14 protein-coding genes and 1 pseudogene are annotated in these 15,341 nt (G+C 64.1%); 6 read left to right on the plus strand and 9 right to left on the minus strand.

All coding sequences use genetic code 11. From position 1 onward, the window contains the following. Nucleotides 1-31 precede the first annotated feature (31 nt). From ORS3428_RS29235 to ORS3428_RS29250, 4 genes are all read right to left on the minus strand, one after another. The gene (locus tag ORS3428_RS29235; protein ID WP_071101744.1) at nucleotides 32-565 is read right to left on the minus strand and encodes a sigma-70 family RNA polymerase sigma factor; all 534 of its coding nucleotides are present in this window, start codon (nucleotides 563-565) and stop codon (nucleotides 32-34) included. Between the two features lie 439 nt (nucleotides 566-1,004). Next, nucleotides 1,005-1,511, minus strand: coding sequence for an invasion associated locus B family protein (locus ORS3428_RS29240; protein WP_071101745.1), 507 nt, complete (start codon nucleotides 1,509-1,511; stop codon nucleotides 1,005-1,007). A 276-nt stretch (nucleotides 1,512-1,787) separates the two neighbouring features. Further along, nucleotides 1,788-2,150 (minus strand): YkvA family protein, encoded by a 363-nt coding sequence (locus ORS3428_RS29245; protein ID WP_071101757.1) that lies wholly within the window; start codon nucleotides 2,148-2,150, stop codon nucleotides 1,788-1,790. A 369-nt stretch (nucleotides 2,151-2,519) separates the two neighbouring features. Then, complete coding sequence (locus ORS3428_RS29250; RefSeq protein WP_071101746.1) at nucleotides 2,520-2,813, minus strand: 4a-hydroxytetrahydrobiopterin dehydratase; 294 nt, start codon at nucleotides 2,811-2,813, stop codon at nucleotides 2,520-2,522. A 49-nt stretch (nucleotides 2,814-2,862) separates the two neighbouring features. On the opposite strand from ORS3428_RS29250, the gene ORS3428_RS29255 reads away from it, so the two are divergent. After that, nucleotides 2,863-3,381: a low molecular weight protein-tyrosine-phosphatase gene (locus ORS3428_RS29255; RefSeq protein ID WP_071101747.1), complete on the plus strand. Its 519-nt coding sequence runs from the start codon at nucleotides 2,863-2,865 to the stop codon at nucleotides 3,379-3,381. Here ORS3428_RS29255 and thpR read toward each other — a convergent pair. Further along, on the minus strand, nucleotides 3,285-3,881 hold the full coding sequence (gene thpR, locus ORS3428_RS29260) for an RNA 2',3'-cyclic phosphodiesterase (RefSeq protein WP_071101748.1): 597 nt from the start codon (nucleotides 3,879-3,881) through the stop codon (nucleotides 3,285-3,287). The genes ORS3428_RS29255 and thpR overlap by 97 nt on opposite strands. A 117-nt stretch (nucleotides 3,882-3,998) precedes the next feature. Beyond that, nucleotides 3,999-4,646, minus strand: a complete 648-nt coding sequence (locus ORS3428_RS29265) for an arylesterase (RefSeq protein WP_071101749.1) — start codon at nucleotides 4,644-4,646, stop codon at nucleotides 3,999-4,001. Nucleotides 4,647-4,721: 75 nt separating this feature from the next. On the opposite strand from ORS3428_RS29265, the gene ORS3428_RS29270 reads away from it, so the two are divergent. The 4 genes and pseudogenes from ORS3428_RS29270 (at nucleotide 4,722) to ORS3428_RS29285 (ending at nucleotide 9,641) form a co-directional block, all read left to right on the plus strand. Next, nucleotides 4,722-5,420: an ABC transporter ATP-binding protein gene (locus ORS3428_RS29270; RefSeq protein WP_071101750.1), complete on the plus strand. Its 699-nt coding sequence runs from the start codon at nucleotides 4,722-4,724 to the stop codon at nucleotides 5,418-5,420. After that, a complete protein-coding gene (locus tag ORS3428_RS29275; RefSeq protein ID WP_071101751.1) occupies nucleotides 5,420-7,960 on the plus strand; it encodes an ABC transporter permease in 2,541 nt (846 codons plus the stop codon). Before ORS3428_RS29270 ends, ORS3428_RS29275 begins: the two co-directional genes overlap by 1 nt. A 248-nt stretch (nucleotides 7,961-8,208) precedes the next feature. Continuing rightward, nucleotides 8,209-8,949, plus strand: a complete 741-nt coding sequence (locus ORS3428_RS29280; protein ID WP_071101752.1) for a Bax inhibitor-1/YccA family protein — start codon at nucleotides 8,209-8,211, stop codon at nucleotides 8,947-8,949. 117 nt (nucleotides 8,950-9,066) lie between these two features. Continuing rightward, a pseudogene (locus tag ORS3428_RS29285) lies at nucleotides 9,067-9,641 on the plus strand (GNAT family N-acetyltransferase). Between the two features lie 95 nt (nucleotides 9,642-9,736). Here the strand turns inward: ORS3428_RS29285 and ORS3428_RS29290 are convergent. The 3 genes from ORS3428_RS29290 to acnA all read right to left on the minus strand — a co-directional run bounded on the left by ORS3428_RS29290 (nucleotide 9,737) and on the right by acnA (nucleotide 14,344). After that, nucleotides 9,737-10,123, minus strand: a complete 387-nt coding sequence (locus ORS3428_RS29290; protein WP_071101753.1) for a DUF2794 domain-containing protein — start codon at nucleotides 10,121-10,123, stop codon at nucleotides 9,737-9,739. A gap of 420 nt (nucleotides 10,124-10,543) precedes the next feature. Continuing rightward, entirely contained in the window at nucleotides 10,544-11,323 is a 780-nt protein-coding gene (locus ORS3428_RS29295) for a DUF1223 domain-containing protein (RefSeq protein WP_071101754.1), read from the minus strand. A gap of 330 nt (nucleotides 11,324-11,653) precedes the next feature. Continuing rightward, on the minus strand, nucleotides 11,654-14,344 hold the full coding sequence (gene acnA / locus ORS3428_RS29300; RefSeq protein ID WP_071101755.1) for an aconitate hydratase AcnA: 2,691 nt from the start codon (nucleotides 14,342-14,344) through the stop codon (nucleotides 11,654-11,656). Between the two features lie 282 nt (nucleotides 14,345-14,626). On the opposite strand from acnA, the gene ccmA reads away from it, so the two are divergent. Continuing rightward, nucleotides 14,627-15,235 carry a heme ABC exporter ATP-binding protein CcmA gene (gene ccmA / locus ORS3428_RS29305; protein ID WP_071101756.1) on the plus strand — a complete coding sequence of 203 codons (609 nt, stop codon included), beginning with the start codon at nucleotides 14,627-14,629 and terminating at the stop codon, nucleotides 15,233-15,235. Nucleotides 15,236-15,341: the final 106 nt, after the last annotated feature.

A 15,341-nucleotide genomic window follows, 5' to 3' on the forward strand; every position in this document is an offset into this window, starting at 1 on the left:
AAAGCGGCTGATATCCTCTTCGGAAATACGACTACCGTCTCGCATCACGACCTCCTACGACCTTCAATCGAGCGGAAGCTGCGTCGTCCATATTTTCCATGTTGTGTTTTAGAGCAGCGCGAGCCCGGCTCAGCCGGGACATGACCGTTCCCACCGGCACTCCCAACAATTCCGCCGCTTCGGAATAGGTAAAGCCAAGCACCCCGACGAGGTGGAGTATTTCAACCTGATCGGTCGACATCCGTGCGAGCGCCCTCCTCACATTGGACAACTCGGCGCAATGCTCCTGGGAAGGCGGCAAGGCCGAATCGGACACATCGGCAAACGACGCCAGGCGCCTTTTGTCGGCGTTTGCCCGGCTGGCGTGGGTCAAAAACGTGTTGCGAACGATCCTGATCAGCCATGGCAGCAGCGGGCGAGCGCCGTCATAGGTGCCTGCCAGCGACAGCGCGCGGACAAGCGCCTCCTGGACCAGATCGTCGGCCTCGGAATCGCTTCCCGTGAGGACCCTGCCGTAGCGCCAAAGGTCCTCCAGATGCGGTATGACGTCGAACCTCGCTTTCATCCCGCCTCATACTGCGTTAGCCCGACAGCCATTCCCAGCCGGGACTCATCCCTCTGCCGTCCGGCCGGAAGCCGGAGAATCGGCCCAGCGGTCAGGGACAGGGACAGGCAACCGCTGGGCCGGATGGGAGCGTGCTCCTCCCGACTGCAAGCTCTGACAGGTCGCGTATCAGTGCTCGCGCCGCTCCCTATGTCCGACGCGATCCCTCGATGTGTTCATGCCGCATCTACTGAGCGCGGCCGGAAACTATTCCGTCCCGACAGACATTCTTCCTGAAAATCGGGCCGCGGCAGCCGTTTCCAGCGTGCCACACTGTCAAACGCTGCGCGCGTGTTCGTGGCGAGGCAATCGGAGGGGTAGGGCCGCGGAGCAGCAAGGCAGAAAAGACGAAAGCCGGACCAGTGGTCCGGCTTTGCGCCAATCCAGATATCGCGCCTGCCTATTTACACTTGGCGATAGAGGCCAGCGCGGCAGAGATGCCTTTGAGCGAGAAGACATAGGAAGTTGGGTTGCCGCGGCCGGACTTCGCCTGCACCTTCATATCGGTGCCGGTCTTCATGGCGGCGATCAGCACCGGCTCCTCGGCGGCGTTCTCCACCCAGGCCGATTTGCCGCGGGTGAACATCGAGAAGGACTTCTTGTCGATGGTGACGGTGGCCTTGGAGCCCTCCTGGAAGTTGTAGCCGGCGATGAATTGCGGCTCGTAGGAAACCTGCTGTCCCGGCCGCTGGCTGACGAAGAAGAACATGTCGCCGTGATCGAGCGTCGGCGGCTGCTTGTCGGTTGGCACGGTGAGCACATAGCATACCTTGCCGGCCTTCGACTGGTAGCTGTAGGTGCCCCAGGCATTGTGCTGGCCGATCTTGGTCGCCTGCTGCGCCAGCGCCGGCGCCGCGAAGGCGGCTGCCATGACCAGGCTGGAAACTGTAGCAATCAATCCGCGCATCGTTCTTCCCATATTCCAATGGAGCGCAGGCGGGCCGCGTGGCGTCCTGCCGTCGCTTCATTTTGATTTAATCAGGGTTACCAAACGGTGAATTTTCCCCAAGAAAAGGAGCTCACCCCAGGAAACCGCCGCCATTCGCGCCGCCACTCCAACACGGCGGTCGCGATGTCCCGGCGCGAACTTGGAGGCCACGAAAACGGCAAGAGTTTGTCTTTTCGCGCGGGCGGGTTCGCCGTCTCGCTGCGCCGCCCTGAAGAGGGTCAACCCTCTCCCGAGTCAGCCCTTGTCGGCCAAGGCGTCCCTGGCGGCCTGCCGGTGCGCGGGCGTGATGTGGGCGCTGACGGCAGTGATCGCGGCGGTCAGCACGGCGAGGTCGTCGGTGAAGCCGAGGCCGACGACGAAATCGGGAATGAGATCGACGGGCAGCACGAAATAGCCGAGCGCAGCAAGCAGGATGCCCTTGGTGCGCAGCGGCGTTTCCTTGTCCATCGCGCAATAATAGGCGGCGACCACCTCGTCCATGAACGGGATCTGCCGGGCAGCCTTCTTGGCGGTGCGCCAGAACTTCTCGCGCACCTCGCTTTCGCCGGCAAGCTTGTCGCCAAAGCCGAAGAAATCAAAACCGGATTCCTGCGCCATCGATATCTCCTTGGCGGCCGCACGCATCATTGCGGGCCTGCCCGCCGCGGGAGATGTGGTGAAAGCAACATCGCGCCGCAAGAGTTCGGGTGGTTGCCGGAATCGGAAAATCGGACTTCGGGAGATCGGTCGTGATCCTTCGCGCCCCCCTCTGGCCTACCGGCCATCCCCCACAAGGGGGAGATTGGCAGTTTCAGCGCCGGCGCTCATCCTTCGACGTCGGCGATTGGCGAAAGCCGGCGTGACATTTGATCTCCCCCAAGTGGGGAGATGGCCGGTAGGCCAGAGGGGGGCGCTGTCCCGCCGGCGTTTGAAAGTTTCTTCGCCTTCGCAACGCTTTGGGTCGGGGCGAGGCCGCTTCCCCAGCCACTAACCAAAATACCTGTTCATCCGTTTTGCGAGTTCGATGTCGAGCGCCGTGATGCCGCCGGCATCGTGCGTATTCAGCGTCACGTCGACGGTCTTGTAGACGTTCGACCAGTCGGGGTGATGGTCCATCTTCTCGGCGGCCAGCGCCACGCGGGTCATGAAGGCGAAGGCTTCGGAGAAGTTCTTGAAGCCGAAGCTGCGCTTTATCGAAGCGCCGTCGGCGGCCAGCGACCAGCCTTCGAGCTCCGCCAACGCGGCCGTGATCGCTTCCTTGCTGAGTTTCTCTCTGGTCATGTCCGGTTCCTGTGCTATTCGAAATTGAACCAACCATAGCGCCGGATCGRTGAGCGCAAAGCCCATAAAATCCATTCTGTTCGTTTGCCTCGGCAACATCTGCCGCTCGCCGCTGGCCGAAGGCGTCTTTCGCGCCGTGCTGGCCGAACGCGGAGAAGGCCGGGATCTGGTGCTTGATTCGGCCGGCACCGGCGGCTGGCACACCGGCGAGCAGCCGGACCGACGCTCGATCGCGGTCGCCGCCCAGCATGGCGTCGACATTTCCGGCCAGAGGGCGCGCAAGGTGCTACCGGAAGACTTTTCCCGCTTCGACCTGATCCTCGGCATGGACCGGTCGAATGTGAGCGACCTCAAGGCGCTGGCGCCGCAGGACGCGCGCGAGCGCATCCACCTTTATCTGGAATTTGCGCAGCGAACCGCCGGCGACGTGCCGGATCCCTATTACGAGGACCAGCGAGCCTTCGCTGCGGTCTACCGCATGATCCGAGAAGCGTCGGAGGCGCTGGCGAAGCGGCTGGAAGCGCGCGCGTCGGCGCCGGCCAGCGGCCAGGCTTCCTCGACGATGTAGGGCCCGCCGCCGACCGAATCGCGCGACGACATCAGGACAAAACGGCCGACGCGGAAGGGCAGCGCGGAAAAGTTGCCGCGCGCCGAAAGATATTGCGCGACGTCAGCCGGGCTCGAATTGCGCAGGCGGGCGAGCGTCACATGCGGCATGAACTTGCGCGGATCGGCCGGCAGGCCGAGCCGCTGGCAGATGCGGTCGATCTCGCTCTGCAGCGCCACTAGKTCGGGCGAGGCGGACACGCCGGCCCATACCGCATGCGGCTTCTTTCCGCCGAAAGCGCCGACGCCGGAGAGGGTCAAGGGAAAGGAGGGCCGGTGGACGCGGTCGAGCGCGCCGGCGATCTCGTCGGCGACATGGCCTTCGACATCGCCGATGAAGCGCAGCGTCAGATGGTAGTTTTCGACGTCGATCCAGCGGGCTCCGGGAAGGCCGCCCCGGAGCAGGGACAGCGAAAGAGCTGCGTCACGCGGAATTTCGAGGGCGGTGAAAAGACGTGGCATGGGAAGCCTCCTGTCCTCGAATCGAAACTCTCGCCCCTAGCGAATCATCGATAGCCATGCGGGGCAAGCGGTTTGTTGTCCACAAGGTTTCCCCAGCGGAAACCCTGGCCCCCGGTCTCATGGCGGACCGCCATTCGCGGCGACGGCCTTCTCGACGGCCGGCAGAATGCGCTCGACCATCACGTCGACGCCCTTGGGATTGGGATGCAGGCCGTCCTCAAGCTGCAGGTCGGGGTGGCCGGCGACGYCGTCGAGAAAGAACGGATAGAGCGGAACATCGTATTTCGCGGCAAGCTTCGGATAGATCGCATCGAACGTCTTCTGGTAGTCGGGGCCGAGATTGGGCGCGGCGCGCATGCCGGCCAGAAGCACGGGGATGTTTCGCTGCTTGAGCTTCGCCAGCATCGTGTCGAGATTCTTCTCGGCGATGCCGGGCGAGACACCGCGCAGCATGTCGTTGGCGCCGAGCTCCAGGATCACAAGCCTGGTGCCGTCGGGTATCGACCAGTCGAGCCGCGCCAGCCCGCCGCTCGATGTGTCGCCGGAGACGCCGGCATTGGCAACGGCGACGTCCAAGCCCTTTGCCTTCAGCGCCGCCTGCAGCCTGTCGGTGAAACCCTGACCCGGCGCCAGGCTGAAGCCCGCCATAAGGCTGTCGCCAAAGCCGACGATGGTAAAAGTCTCGGCGCACGCCGACGAAATGGYGCCGCAAACCGCAAGGAAAAAAAGGAGAAGGGCTGCAGCAAGTGTGTGTTTGAAACCCATGCGGCGAGCCCCATATGACCGAAACACTCGTTGGGGGAGTCGTCTCCCTTTTCCACCATATAGGACGCTTTTATTGTGACAGAAGCCGTCATCGCACTGAGGGATGTCTCGCTGACACTCGGCGAGGGTGCTTCCTCCGTCCATGTGCTGAATGGCGTCAGCCTCGATGTGGCCGGCGGCGAAGCCACCGGCATCGTCGGCCCGTCTGGATCAGGCAAGTCCACCTTGCTGATGGTTCTGGCCGGGCTGGAAAAGGTCGATTCGGGCACGGTGCGAATCGCCGGCGAACTGCTCAACGGGAAAAGCGAGGACCAGATTGCATCGTTTCGGGGACGAAACATCGGCATCGTCTTCCAGTCGTTCCACCTCATCCCCAACATGACGGCGCTCGAAAATGTCGCGGTGCCGCTTGAGCTCGCCGGCCATGCCGATCCGTTCGGCGTGGCCGCGCGGGAGCTCGCGGCCGTGGGACTKAGCGACCGTGTGACGCACTATCCCGGCGAGCTCTCGGGCGGCGAGCAGCAGCGCGTGGCGATCGCCAGGGCGCTGGCACCTTCGCCGCGAATCCTCATCGCCGACGAGCCGACCGGCAATCTCGACCAGGCGACGGGCAAGCAGATCGCCGACCTCATCTTCGCAAAGGCCRCCGAGCGCGGCATGACGCTGGTGCTGGTCACGCATGATCCGGCCCTTGCCGCCCGCTGTTCGCGCCAGGTGGCGATGCGCTCGGGACGCATCGAGGACGCGCCAAGACAGGCGAAGGTGCCGGCCTGATGCGCACACTGAAGCTCGCCGTCCGCTTCTCGCTGCGCGAGATGCGCGGCGGCCTGTCCGGCTTCATGATCTTCCTTGCCTGCATCGCGCTCGGCGTCGCGGCCATCGGCGGCGTCAATTCGGTGGCGCAGGCAATCACCGCCGGCGTCGCGAATCAGGGCCAGACGCTGCTCGGCGGAGACCTGCGCTTCCAGATCAACCAGCGCAGCGCTTCGGATGCCGAACTCGGCTTCATCAAGAGCCTTGGCACGGTGTCGCTCAATTCCGGCATGCGCTCGATGGCGCGCCTCGAGGACGGCTCCGACCAGGCGCTGGTCGAGGTCAAGGCGGTCGACGACGCCTATCCGCTCTATGGCACRCTGGAGACCCACCCGCCGCTGCCGAGAAAGGAGCTGTTCGGCGAGCGATCCGGCGTCTTCGGCGCCGTCGCGCCCGACCTGTTGTTCGACCGGCTCAACCTCCATATCGGCGACCGGCTGAAGCTCGGCAGCGCTACTTTCGAGCTGAGGGCCCGGCTGATCAGCGAGCCGGACGCGATATCCGACGGTTTCGGTTTCGCGCCGCGGCTGATGATCTCGAGTGAAGGGCTGGAAGCGTCCGGTCTCGTCCAGCTAGGCAGCCTGGTCGAGAACGCCTACAAGGTCCGGCTCCCCGAGGGCACAGGCGAATCTCGAATCAAGCAGATCCAGGTTCGGGCGGCGGCGGAGTTTCYGCAGGCCGGCTGGTCGATCCGCACGCGCAATAATGCGGCGCCGGCGCTCTCCTCCAACATCGAGCGCTTCTCGCAGTTCCTGACGCTGGTCGGRCTGACGGCGCTGGTGGTCGGCGGCGTTGGCGTGGCCAATGCGGTGCGCGCTTATCTCGACGGCAAGCGCGGCGTCATCGCCACCTTCAAGAGCCTCGGGGCTTCGGGCGGTTTTGTCTTCACGGTTTATCTCGTGCAGATTCTGCTGATTGCAGGCCTCGGCATCGTGCTCGGCCTGATCCTTGGTGCCGCGATGCCGTTCGTGGCGAGCGCCCTGCTCCAATCAGTCATTCCGGTGCCGGCAGAGGGCGGATTCTACGCGAGCGCGCTTGCCATGGCGGCACTGTTCGGCGTGCTGGTGACGCTGGCTTTCGCGCTCTTGCCCCTCGGCCGCGCCCGCGATGTGCCGGCGACGGCGCTTTTTCGCGAAATGGGTTTCGAGAGCCGCGGCCTGCCGCGCCTGCCCTATGTGGTCGCCGCCCTTGCGATCGTCGTCGGCCTGGCGGCACTCGCCATCCTTTCCGCCGACGACCAGCGCATTGCCTCGATCTTCGTCGGCGCGACGGTCTTCGCCTTCCTGGTGCTGCGGGTGGTGGCGGCGCTGGTGCAATGGGCCGCCAGGCGCAGCCCGCGCATGCGTTCGGTCGCACTCCGGCTCGCGCTCGGCAACATCCACCGGCCCGGCGCGCTGACAGCCTCGGTCGTGCTGTCGCTCGGGCTCGGCCTGACGCTCCTGGTGACGCTGGCGCTGATCGACGGCAATCTCAGGCGGCAGATCTCGGGCAGCCTGCCGGAGCGGGCGCCGAACTTCTTCTTCGTGGATATACAGAGCAGCGATGTCGATRCCTTTGCCGCGCTCATCGGCAAGGAGGCGCCGCAAGGGACGCTGGTCAAGGTGCCGATGCTGCGCGGCCGGATCATGGCGCTCAACGGCGTCGACGTCGACAAGGTGAAGGTCCCCGCCGAGGGCGCCTGGGTGCTGCGCGGCGACCGCGGGCTGACCTATGACGCGAGGCAGCCGGAGAATGCGAGCCTGACCGAAGGCACGTGGTGGCCGGAGAATTATTCCGGCGAGCCGCTGGTATCKTTCTCGGCCGAGCAGGGCAAAGCGATCGGACTGAAGCTCRGCGATACCGTCACCGTCAATGTGCTCGGTCGCAACGTGACCGCAAGAATCGCCAATTTCCGCCAGGTCGAGTGGGAAACCATGGGCATCAATTTCGTCATGGTGTTTTCGCCTAACACCTTTACCGGCGCGCCRCATGGCTGGCTGGCGACGCTGACTGACAGACAAGCTACCACGGCCGACGATGCGCGGCTGCTCAACGCGGTCACCCGCGCCTTTCCGGCGGTGACGACGGTGAGAGTCAAGGACGCGCTCGACATCGTCAACCGGCTGGTCGCGCAACTGGGAACGGCGATCCGCGCTGCCGCCAGCGTGGCGCTGATCGCTTCGGTACTGGTGCTCTCCGGCGCGCTTGCAGCCGGCAACCGGGCGCGCATCCACGATGCGGTGGTGCTGAAGACGCTTGGGGCGACGAGGAGGACGCTGATCGCCGCCTTCTCGCTGGAATATGCGCTGATCGGCCTCGCGACCGCGCTGTTCGCGCTGGCGGCCGGCGGCGTCGCGGCATGGTTCGTCGTCGCGCACATCATGACGCTGCCGTCGCATTTCATGCCGGAGGTCGCGGTGGCGACGCTCCTTGTCTCGCTGGCGGTCACCGTCGGCATCGGTCTTGCCGGCACCTGGCGGGTGCTCGGCCACAAGGCTGCCCCGGTGCTGYGCAACCTCTGACCTGCAAAGGTGCGGGTCACCGCGTCCCCGTCAAATCTCTGTAAGCCCGTTAAATCTTTGTAAGAATGCCGGGCGGAACGGCCGAAAACCGGGCTTTTGCCGTCTCACGAAGCGTTACGCCCCGTTACCGTCTTGTCCTTGACGTCAAGAACCATCATATTTCCCCGCAGGCATGCTGGAGCCCCGCCAGCGGCGCCTGGCTGAAGAGGCCTGTCACCGGACGGGGCAGAAGCAACAGAGGATTTCCAATGGCTGATCCCATTCGCAACTACCAGACGTCCGCCGCCCCAGGCGCGCGCGTCGATATCGATCAGGGCCTTCGGGCCTATATGATCAAGGTCTACAACCTGATGGGGCTTGGCCTGCTCATCACCGGCCTCGCCGCTTGGGGTGCGTTCCAACTCGCGGTCACCGGCGACGGTCAGCTGACCGCCTTCGGCCAGCTCATCTATGCAAGCGCGTTCCGCTGGGTCGTCATCTTGGCGCCGCTGGCCGCCGTGATGTTCCTGTCGTTCAGGATCCAGTCGATGAGCGTGGCGACGGCGCAGACCACCTTCTGGGTCTATGCCGGCCTAGTCGGCCTGTCGCTGTCGACGATCTTCCTCGTCTATACCGGCACCAGCATCACCCAGACCTTCTTCGCCACGGCCGCGGCCTTCGGCGGTCTGTCGCTCTATGGCTACACGACAAGGCGCGACCTGACCGCCTTCGGCTCGTTCCTGATCATGGGCGTGATCGGCCTGCTGATCGCGATGCTGATCAACATCTTCCTGGCGTCGTCGGCGCTCGCCTTCGCCATCTCGGCGATCGGCGTGCTGGTGTTCGCGGGCCTGACCGCCTACGACACGCAGCGGATCAAGGAGATGTATTTCGAGGGTGACGTCGCCGACGTTGCCGGCCGCAAGGCGATCATGGGCGCGCTGCAGCTCTATCTCGACTTCATCAACCTGTTCATGTTCCTGCTGCAGTTCATGGGTGACCGCCGCTAAGGCGAGCAACCCGGTCTGGCTGGACCATCGACTTCGCAAAGGGCGGCCCAACGGCCGCCCTTTCCTTTTGCGCGCCTCTCTGCTGTTATCGAGGCAGAAAGACGATCTGCATAAATTATGAGCAATATCGAAATCAGAACCGCGACGGCTGCCGACCTCGACCGAATCACGGAAATCTATGCCGACGCTGTCACCCACGGCACGGCGAGCTATGAGCTGGAGCCACCCAGCCGCGCCGAAATGGGCAACCGATTCGAGAGCTTAGCAGCGGGCAGCTTTCCCTATCTCGTGGCGGAGAAGGATGGCGCGGTGGTCGGCTATGCCTATGCCGGACCGTTCCGGCCGCGTCCCGCCTACCGATTCGTCGTCGAGGATTCATCTATGTCGCGCCGGAGGCCAAGGGGCTAGGCGTGGGCTTCCTGCTGATGCAGGCGCTTATCGAGGCGGCGCGCGCGGCGGGCTTCCGCCAGATCATCGCGGTGATAGGGGACGGCCATGCGGACAGCGCTTCGGTGCGGCTGCATGAGAAGCTCGGTTTCCGCCATTCCGGGCGCCTGGAGGGGTCGGGCTACAAGCACGGGCGCTGGCTGGATACGGTGTTCATGCAGCTGTCGCTCAACGGCGGCGCCGCTCTGCCGCCCGATCCGGAGTCGCTGCCCGAGCGGAGATTTCGGATTCAAAGGGGGAACTGAGGAACTGAGGAACTGAAGAAGGGAACTGAGGAATTAGAGAATTAAGGGCGCTGTCTCCTCAGTTCCTCAGTTCTTCAGTTCTCCAATTCCCTAATTCACGCTTCGACCAGCTTCAGCTTGGAATCGAAGACGCCGAGCACGCGGCCGAGTTCCTGGCCGCGCTTCAAGATGCGCCCGCCGGCGGCTATGACGGCGAAGGCGCCTTGCCGGCGCGCCAGCTTCGGATCCTTGACGATCTGGAACAGCGGCACTTCGCTGGCGCGGCGGAAGACGGAAAAGACGGCGCGATCAGGAAGATGATCAATCGCATAGTCGCGCCACTCATTGGCCGCCACCATGCGCCCGTAAAGCCTCAGGATCTGGTCCAACTCGCGCCGGTCAAAACGCACGGGCTGGTCGAGGCGCTCGCGCCGCGCCTCATGCAGCGGGATCAGAATTGCGGATGCTTCGCCGTCCTCCATCCCGCTGCTGTGATCGGTCATGCCTCGATCCTTCGATTGAATCTGCACCTACAAAGGTTCGCGCTTTCGCGGCCGAATTGCAAGGGGCCGGCTAAGCAAGCGAGCGCTGCGCCGTTTCCCTAGCGTCCAGTCACGTTTGCAATACGCGTGTTGGAATTGGTGATGCTCAGCCACAATGTCGCCACAATTTATCCGCGCTCATGCCCCAATGTCYGACGAGTTTACCCGCGTTGCCTGAGACGGTTCGGTCCGGCACCGGCTCGTAAACCCCAAGCCCCCCGCCCACGGGTCAGCGTCGGATCGAACCAACCTCGGTTTTTCCTTGGAAAAATCAGGTGCGACGATCCCAAAACCTGAATGGACCGGCGTCAGAAGCAAGCTGACGCCGGTTTTTTATTGGCAGGCGGAGCGCACCCCTTCTCCTTTCGCGGCGCCGTATAGTCAGGGCTTGCGGATGAAGGCGGCGCCGAGGATCGGACCGGGCATGCCGTCCTTGCCGACGGACTGCAACAGCACCGCRCAGCCGCCCTTCTTGGCGATCTCCGTCATCGGCAATTCGTAGCGCTGCGCCTTGCCGTGCCACATGCCGGCGGTTTGGATGTCGGAAACGGCATTCCAATAGGTCAGGCTGCGGCCGCTGTTCTCGCCCTCGCCGATCTTCACCATCTGCGGCGGATCGAAATAGACGATCACCACATGGGCGTCGCTGGGGCCGTTGCCGGCGTCTCCGGCGTCGATCACCACGCGGTCGCTGGTGCGGCTGACCTTGATGCCGACCCGCATGCCCTCGCCGACCCTGTCCATGCGCGCCAGCGTGCCGTCGACGTCCTTGCGGCTGGCGCCGTTGACATGGCTGCGGCCGTTGATGACGGCTTGCGGGGTGTAGACCGAGCGGTTGCCGAAGGCGCGCATATAATCATACTGCCGGTCTGTGTTCTTCTTGTTGCTCAGCGTGTCCTGCCAGCCGAGATAGTCCCAATAATTGACGTGGTAGGCGAGGGCGACGATGTTTTCCTTGGCGGCAAGCTCGGCGAAGAATTCGTCGGCCGGCGGGCACGAACTGCAGCCCTGGCTGGTGAACAGTTCGACCACGCCCAAGGGTTTGTCGGCCTGTGCCTTGTCGACTTGAGGCTTCTCAGGCTCGCTTGCCAATGTCGCACCGGCAAACGTTGAAAGGGCCAGCGCCAGTGCCGCAAGCTGCGATGGTCCTCGAGATGCCATGACTGTTCCGATTCCCGCCGGTAATGCCGGCCTTGTTCTGATTGCTAAAATATGTGGCAGAACCGACAGTCAACGGGAAGTCACGTTGCGGTGAAATTTTGCCGCCCCAACCGCAGATAAGCCTGCGACAGGAGGGGCCACTGCATTATTCGACACGGTTCGATTTCGAAGCCGCATCATCGGCATGCGGCAAAATTTCCTGATGCCGGCCGATCTCTATTGCGGCGAACAGGACCTGGACTTGGGGGCGGGCCGGCCAATGCTTGGCCGGCCGAGGTTTAACTGGGCAGTGGGCAGTAGAGGATCTCCCTACTGCCTATTCCCTTGCTGCTAGGCAGCGAGATCGCGCAGCACGTATTGCAGGATGCCGCCGTTCTTGAAGTAGTCGAGCTCGTCCAGCGTATCGATGCGGCAGACGATCGGTACGTTCTTCACCGTGCCGTCGCCATAGGTGACCTTGGCCACCATCTTCTGGCGCGGCTTGATCGCCTCCAGCCCGTCGATCTCGACCAGCTCGTCGCCCTTGAGGTTGAGGGACGCCCATGAGGTGCCGTCCTCGAAGACGAAGGGGATGACGCCCATGCCGACAAGGTTCGAGCGGTGGATGCGCTCGAAGGATTGGGCGATGACGGCGCGCACGCCGAGCAGGTTGGTCCCCTTGGCCGCCCAGTCGCGCGAGGAGCCGTTGCCGTATTCGACGCCGGCGAAGATGACCAGCGGCACGCCTTCCTTCTTGTATTCCGTCGCGGCGTCATAGATCGACATCTCCTCCTTCGAGGGATAGTGGATCGTGTAGCCGCCCTCGCGGCCGTTCTCGCCCAGCATGTGGTTGCGGATGCGGATATTGGCGAAGGTGCCGCGCATCATCACTTCGTGGTTGCCGCGCCGCGTGCCGTACTGGTTGAAGTCGGCGACGCCGACGCCATGCTCGGTGAGGTACTTGCCGGCCGGCGAGGCCGCCTTGATCGAGCCCGCCGGCGAGATGTGGTCGGTGGTGATCTTGTCGCCGAAGAGGCCGAGCACGCGCGCGCCCTTGATGTCGCCGATCTTGCCGAAGCTGCGCGCCATGCCGGCGAAATAGGGCGGGTTCTGCACATAGGTCGAATGATCGTCCCAGGCATAGGTCTGGCCTTCCGGCGCCTTGACCTTCTGCCAGTATTCGTCGCCCTTGAAGACGTCGGCATATTTGCGGGCGAAGAGCTCGCGCGTGACGTTCTTCTCGATGAACTCCTGGATTTCGGCCGCGGTCGGCCAGATATCCTTGAGATAGACCGGCTTGCCGTCGCTGCCCTCGCCGAGCGGCTCGACGGTAAGGTCCTTGGTGACCGTGCCGGCCAGCGCGTGCGCCACCACCAGCGGCGGCGAGGCGAGGTAATTCGCCTGCACGTCGGGCGAGACGCGGCCTYCGAAGTTGCGGTTGCCCGAAAGCACCGCCGCAGCAATCRAGCCCTTGTCGTTGAYGGTCTTGGAGATCGGTCCCGGCAGCGGGCCGGAATTGCCGATGCAGGTGGTGCAGCCGAAGCCGACCAGGTTGAAGCCGATCTGGTCGAGCTCCTTCTGCAGGCCGGACTTCTGCAGATATTCGGCCACCACCTGGCTGCCGGGGGCGAGCGAGGTTTTCACCCACGGCTTCTGCTTGAGGCCGCGGCGGTYGGCGTTGCGGGCAAGCAGGCCGGCACCGATCAGCACGCTCGGGTTCGAGGTGTTGGTGCAGGAGGTGATGGCGGCGATGAYGACGTCGCCATGGCCGAGGTCGTAGGACGCGCCTTCCACCGCATAGCGCTTGGAGATCTCGGCAGCCTTCTTGTACTCGATCTCCATCGCCTTGGCGAAGCCGGCGGGGATGTCCTGCAGGGCGACGCGGCCTTCGGGGCGCTTGGGGCCGGCCATCGACGGAACGACATCGCCGAGGTCGAGCTCGAGCAGGTCGGTGAAGACCGGATCGGGCGAGCCGGCGTCGCGCCACATGCCCTGCGCCTTCGAATAGGCTTCGACCAGCGCGATGCGGCTTTCCTCGCGGCCGGAGATGGAGAGATAGCGCGTGGTCTCGCTGTCGACGGGGAAGAAGCCGCAGGTCGCGCCATATTCCGGCGCCATGTTGCCGATGGTGGCGCGGTCGGCCAGCGTCATGTTGGAGAGGCCGGGACCGAAGAACTCGACGAACTTGCCGACGACGCCCTTCTTGCGCAGCATCTGGGTGACGGTGAGCACCAGGTCGGTAGCGGTGACGCCTTCCTGCAGCTTGCCGGTCAGACGGAAGCCGATGACCTCGGGCAGCAGCATGGAGACCGGCTGGCCGAGCATCGCGGCCTCGGCCTCGATGCCGCCGACCCCCCAGCCCAGCACGCCCAGGCCGTTGATCATGGTGGTGTGCGAATCGGTGCCGACGCAGGTGTCGGGATAGGCGGTGGTCTCGCCGTCCTCGGTGTTGGTCCACACCACCTGTCCCAGATATTCGAGGTTGACCTGGTGGCAGATGCCGGTGCCCGGCGGCACGACGCGGAAGTTGCGGAAGGCCTGCTGGCCCCATTTCAGGAATTTGTAGCGCTCTTCGTTGCGCTCATATTCGAGCTCGACATTGCGGGCGAAGGCCATCGGCGTGCCGAACTCGTYGACGATGACGGAATGGTCGATGACGAGGTCGACAGGCACCAGCGGATTGATCTTTTCCGGATCGCCGCCKAGCGCCTTGATGCCGTCGCGCATTGCCGCGAGATCGACCACGGCCGGAACGCCGGTGAAGTCCTGCATCAGCACGCGGGCCGGACGATAGGYGATCTCGACGCCGGCAGTGCCCTTGTCATTCAGCCATGCGGCGACCGCCTGGATGCTTTCCTTGGTGACGGAGCGGCCGTCTTCGTTGCGCAGCAGGTTCTCCAGCAGCACCTTCATCGAATAGGGCAGTTTAGCGATACCGGCGAGGCCGTTCTTTTCGGCCTCGGCGAGGTCGAAATAAACATAGTCCGCGCCACCCACGGTCAGGGTGCGGCGGCAATTGAAGCTGTCGAGGGATTTTGTCACGGCGATCCGTCCTTGTCTGTTCAGCCTGAAAGGGAACGGACGYCGTTGGCATGCAATCACGCGCAAAGGTGCGGGTACGGCCATTTCCGCTGTCCGCTCCCGAGCAACCCGAGCCGTTCAAGGCGGCGCGTGCGCTGGTTCGGCGCTAATTCGGTTCCCGCGCCGACCGCTGGCACGGATGAACCGCATATAGAGAATTTCCTGGAATAGTTCTAGACAGTCGAAAGACGAATTTGTGCAATGCGGCGACGGCCGCAAACGGTACTTTCGGGGCGGACAAGGATGCGGCTGATCGCCGAAAATCTGGGCGGCGAGCGCGGCGACGAGACGGTCTTTTCCGGCATCGGATTCGCGCTCGACAAGGGCGAGGCACTCATCGTCACCGGGCCGAATGGCGCCGGCAAATCGACGCTTCTGAGGGTTATCGCCGGCCTGCTGCCTGCTGCCGAAGGCAGGGTGCGGGTCGAAGGCGCCGGCGATGAGTTTCCTTCGGTTGCTTCGGCCGCCCATTATCTCGGCCATCTCAATGCGATGAAGACGGCGCTCAGCGTCGCGGAGAATCTGGGCTTCTGGCGTGCCTTCCAGGGCGAATCGGCGCTGAGCGTGGAAGACGCGCTGGAGACCGTCGGGCTGGGAGGGCTCGGGCATCTGCCCTTCGGCTATCTCTCGACGGGGCAGAAGCGGCGCGCTTCGATCGCCAAGCTTTTGGTCAGCCGCCGGCCGATCTGGCTGCTCGACGAGCCGACGGCGGGCCTGGAYAAGGCGTCGGAGGAGCGGTTCGCGGGGCTGATGAGGGATCACTGCCACGAGGGAGGAATCATCGTCGCGGCTACGCATCTGCCGCTGGGCTTGGAAGGGGCGAAGGGGTTGAGGATGGGGATGGCTGCATGACGCCGGCATTCTACGATACCCCCCTCTGCCCTGCCGGGCATCTCCCCCTCAAGCGGGGAGATCGGCGTTTCGGGCGTCCTGCTGACTTTCCAGCGCTGGAGATTGG

Source organism: Mesorhizobium sp. ORS 3428, assembly GCF_001854785.1.
In the GTDB taxonomy this organism is placed as follows: domain Bacteria; phylum Pseudomonadota; class Alphaproteobacteria; order Rhizobiales; family Rhizobiaceae; genus Mesorhizobium.

Excerpts from the sequence above, each read along its gene's own strand:
- ORS3428_RS29290 (WP_071101753.1), bottom strand. The coding sequence starts at position 10,123 with ATGACCGATCACAGCAGCGGGATGGAGGACGGCGAAGCATCCGCAATT.
- ORS3428_RS29250 (WP_071101746.1), bottom strand. The coding sequence starts at position 2,813 with ATGACCAGAGAGAAACTCAGCAAGGAAGCGATCACGGCCGCGTTGGCG.
- ORS3428_RS29245 (WP_071101757.1), bottom strand. The coding sequence starts at position 2,150 with ATGGCGCAGGAATCCGGTTTTGATTTCTTCGGCTTTGGCGACAAGCTT.
- ORS3428_RS29280 (WP_071101752.1), top strand. The coding sequence starts at position 8,209 with ATGGCTGATCCCATTCGCAACTACCAGACGTCCGCCGCCCCAGGCGCG.
- ORS3428_RS29240 (WP_071101745.1), bottom strand. The coding sequence starts at position 1,511 with ATGCGCGGATTGATTGCTACAGTTTCCAGCCTGGTCATGGCAGCCGCC.
- ORS3428_RS29235 (WP_071101744.1), bottom strand. The coding sequence starts at position 565 with ATGAAAGCGAGGTTCGACGTCATACCGCATCTGGAGGACCTTTGGCGC.